Source organism: Mesorhizobium sp. M2C.T.Ca.TU.002.02.1.1 (genome assembly GCF_003997225.1).
Window position 1 is genome coordinate 1 of sequence record NZ_RZTO01000714.1, and the last position, 3,230, is coordinate 3,230.

A 3,230-nucleotide genomic window follows, 5' to 3' on the forward strand; every position below is an offset into this window, starting at 1 on the left:
GTCGTCGGCAGCTTTCCGGTGCCAGGCAAGGTCGCGCTCTATCTCGAGCAAGGAGGCGATCCCGGCGCCGACTTCAGCTCCGACACGGGCGACACGATCGGCGTCCGCATCAGCGGGGCCGACGGTCGCGGCGCCGTTTTCTATGTTCCGGGCTGCGCGCGCATCGACGCCGCGCTGCGCATGCGCCTGGCGGACGCCGCCTGCCTTCTGTTCGACGGCACCGTCTACACGGACGACGAGATGATCACCGCCCGTGTCGGCCAGAAAACCGGCGCACGCATGGGGCACATCGCAATGTCGGGAGAAGCGGGTTCGATCGCCGGCCTGGCCGATGTGAAGATCGGTCGCCGCATCTTCATCCACATCAACAACACCAATCCTGTTCTGGACGAGAATTCCGCCGAACACGCGGCGATCAAGGCGGCTGGCTGGGAAGTCGCCGCCGACGGCATGGAGATGGAATTTTGAGCGATTTCCACGACGCGGCCCGAGGTGGCCTCTCCAAGAGCGGGCTCGAAGCCGTGCTGCGGCAGGTGGGCGACGAGCGCTACCACAACCGCCATCCTTTCCATCACAGGATGACCGGCGGCGCCCTGTCGAAAGTCGAAATGCAGGCCTGGGCGCTGAACCGCTATTGCTACCAGGCCGTCATTCCGCGCAAGGACGCCATGATCCTGGCACATGCCGAAGATCCGGCGTTCCGAGCCGCCTGGCGCAAGCGCATCGAGGATCATGACGGCGAGGACGGCTGGAGCGGCGGCATCGCGCGCTGGCTGCATCTGGCGACTTCGCTCGGCCTCGATGCCGAAGCCGTCAAGAGCGAAAGGCTGGCGCTGCCGGCGACCCGTTTCGCCGTCGGCGCCTATCTTTCCTTCTGCACGAACCGGACGCTGCTCGAGTCGGTCGCATCGTCGTTGACCGAGATGTTCTCGCCGACCATCATCGGCGAGCGGGTCCCGGCGATGCTGGCGAAATACGATTACATCACCGAGGACACGCTGGCTTATTTCAGCCGGCGGCCCGAACAGGCTTCGCGCGACGCCGACTTCGCCCTCGCTTATGTGCTCGTCCATGCCGACACAGCCGAACGCCAGCAGCAGGCGATCGATGCGCTGGTGTTCAAATGCGATATACTCTGGGCCATGCTCGATGCGCTCCAGCATGCCTATGGCGCGCCGGGGAACATACCGCCCGGCGCCTTCCGCCCGGAGGCGGCCCAATGACGGCGCTGCGCGAAAGAGCCATCGTATCGCCGCGGTCGGTGCCATCGCTGCCCAGGCATGTGCGCATACAGCACGACCCCGTGCGGCAGGCCTTCGCCGTGCTTTCGCCGGAGAAGGTGTTCTGGCCGAACGAGATCAGCCTCGACATTCTGCGCCGCTGCGACGGCCGGTCCAGCGTCGAGCGCATCATCGCCGATCTTGCGGCCGACTATGACGCGGATCCGCAGGACGTGGCGGCCGACGTCGTCGCCTTCCTGCAGGAATGGTCGGACAAGCTCTTGGTGAAGCTATGAGCGAGCCCATTCTGCCTCCGATCGGCATGCTGGCGGAACTGACGCATCGCTGCCCGCTGCAGTGTCCCTATTGCTCCAACCCGCTCGAACTGCTGAAGGCCGACCGCGAATTGGACACGCAGACCTGGCTCGATCTCTTCTCGCAGGCCGCCGATCTCGGCGTGCTGCAGGTGCATCTTTCCGGCGGCGAACCAACGCTCCGCCGCGACCTCGAGCAATTGATCGCCGGGCTTTCGGCGCGCGGCGTCTACACCAACCTCATCACCGCCGGCGTCGGCATTGCCGAAGGCCGCATCGAGGCCTTTGCCGAAGCCGGTCTCGACCATTTCCAACTGAGCTTCCAGGGCGCCCGCCCGGTGACCACCGACCGTATCGGCAACCATCAGGGCAGCCACGAGAAGAAGCTGGAGACGGCACGCCGCGCCCGCGCGGCCGGGCTCCCCCTCACCATCAACGCGCCGGTCCATCGACACAATATCGAGGAAGTGCCGGAATTCATCGACCTCGCCCTTTCGCTGGATGCGGAGCGGCTCGAGATCGCCAACGTCCAATATGCCGGTTGGGCGCTCGCCAACCGCGACAGGCTGATGCCCGACCTGGCGGCGGTCAACCGGCAGGCGGACATCGTCGCGGCGGCGCGCGAAAGGCTCGCCGGCATCATGACCATCGATTTCGTCACGCCGGATTATTTCGCCATCTACCCCAAGCCATGCATGGGCGGCTGGGCGCGCGACGCCTTCATGGTGGCTCCTGACGGCACCGTGTTGCCGTGCCATGCCGCCCAGACGATTCCCTCGCTCCGCTTCGAGCGCTTCGGAGACCGCAAGCTCGCCGAAATCTGGACCGACTCACCGGCCTTCAACGCCTTCCGCGGCACCGACTGGATGCGCGAGCCGTGCCGAAGCTGCGAGCGCCGCGAGATCGATTGGGGCGGCTGCAGGTGTCAGGCGATGGCGATTGCTGGCGATGCCGCCGCAACGGATCCGGCCTGCGTCAAGTCGCCGATCCACGCGCGCATGGCGACGCTGACCGACGCGGCGCAGGCAGAGGCAGCGCCGGAGGGAAATGAAAGCTTCATTTTCCGGCGGATCGGCTCGCCACAACGCGACCCGACACGCGCTCTTGAGCCTGCCCGCCGATGACGGCCGCGGCGGGTCTAAGCGCCGCTCAAGCCCGGAATCGCCGCCAGATCGATCTCGGTGATGTGCCAGCGTCCGAGGTTCGCAGTATAGAGCTTGTCGCCCTTGAAGGCGATGTTGGTGGGATGCGCCAGCGTCGTCGCCGCCGGATCCTCGATCAGCACTTCGAGACCCTTGTCCTTTCGCCAGCGATAGATGCGGCTCGGCTCGTAGCATGAGATGAGCAGCGAGCCGTCGGGGGCGAAGGCGAGCCCGTCCGGAACATTGCGCACGTCTTCGACGACCACCTGTCGGGCCCCTGCCGCACCATCGGCGAGGATCGGCACATAGCTGATGCAGGGCGCTTCGCTCTCGACCACATAAAGCCCGTTGCCGTCCGGCGCCATGGCCATGCCGTTGGCGAAGGACATCGCTTCCCGGCACCATAGGCCGCCCTCGCCCGTTTTGAGATCGTAGCGGAAGATGCCCGAACGTTTGTCCTCGCCCACACTGTCAGACACGTAGAACCAGCTCCTCGCCTCGTCGATCACCGGATAGTTCGGCACGCGGATGCCGGATGAAGCGAAGCGCTCCAT

Annotated in this window: 5 protein-coding genes; 4 read left to right on the forward strand and 1 reads right to left on the reverse strand. The window is 65.7% G+C overall.

What is annotated here, in order from left to right; genetic code table 11:
• From EOD07_RS28120 to pqqE, 4 genes are all read left to right on the forward strand, one after another.
• Positions 1-468: MBL fold metallo-hydrolase (locus EOD07_RS28120; RefSeq protein WP_245470522.1), on the forward strand; the 468-nt coding region annotated here is incomplete at its 5' end.
• A complete protein-coding gene (gene pqqC / locus EOD07_RS28125) occupies positions 465-1,223 on the forward strand; it encodes a pyrroloquinoline-quinone synthase PqqC (protein ID WP_127237708.1) in 759 nt (252 codons plus the stop codon). The genes EOD07_RS28120 and pqqC, both read left to right, overlap by 4 nt.
• Complete coding sequence (pqqD, locus tag EOD07_RS28130; protein WP_127237709.1) at positions 1,220-1,516, forward strand: pyrroloquinoline quinone biosynthesis peptide chaperone PqqD; 297 nt, start codon at positions 1,220-1,222, stop codon at positions 1,514-1,516. Before pqqC ends, pqqD begins: the two co-directional genes overlap by 4 nt.
• Complete coding sequence (gene pqqE, locus EOD07_RS28135) at positions 1,513-2,658, forward strand: pyrroloquinoline quinone biosynthesis protein PqqE (protein WP_127237710.1); 1,146 nt, start codon at positions 1,513-1,515, stop codon at positions 2,656-2,658. The genes pqqD and pqqE overlap by 4 nt, the downstream gene beginning before the upstream one ends.
• 14 nt (positions 2,659-2,672) lie before the next feature.
• Here the strand turns inward: pqqE and EOD07_RS28140 are convergent.
• The coding region (locus tag EOD07_RS28140) for an SMP-30/gluconolactonase/LRE family protein (protein ID WP_206519577.1) at positions 2,673-3,230 on the reverse strand (558 nt) is incomplete at its 5' end.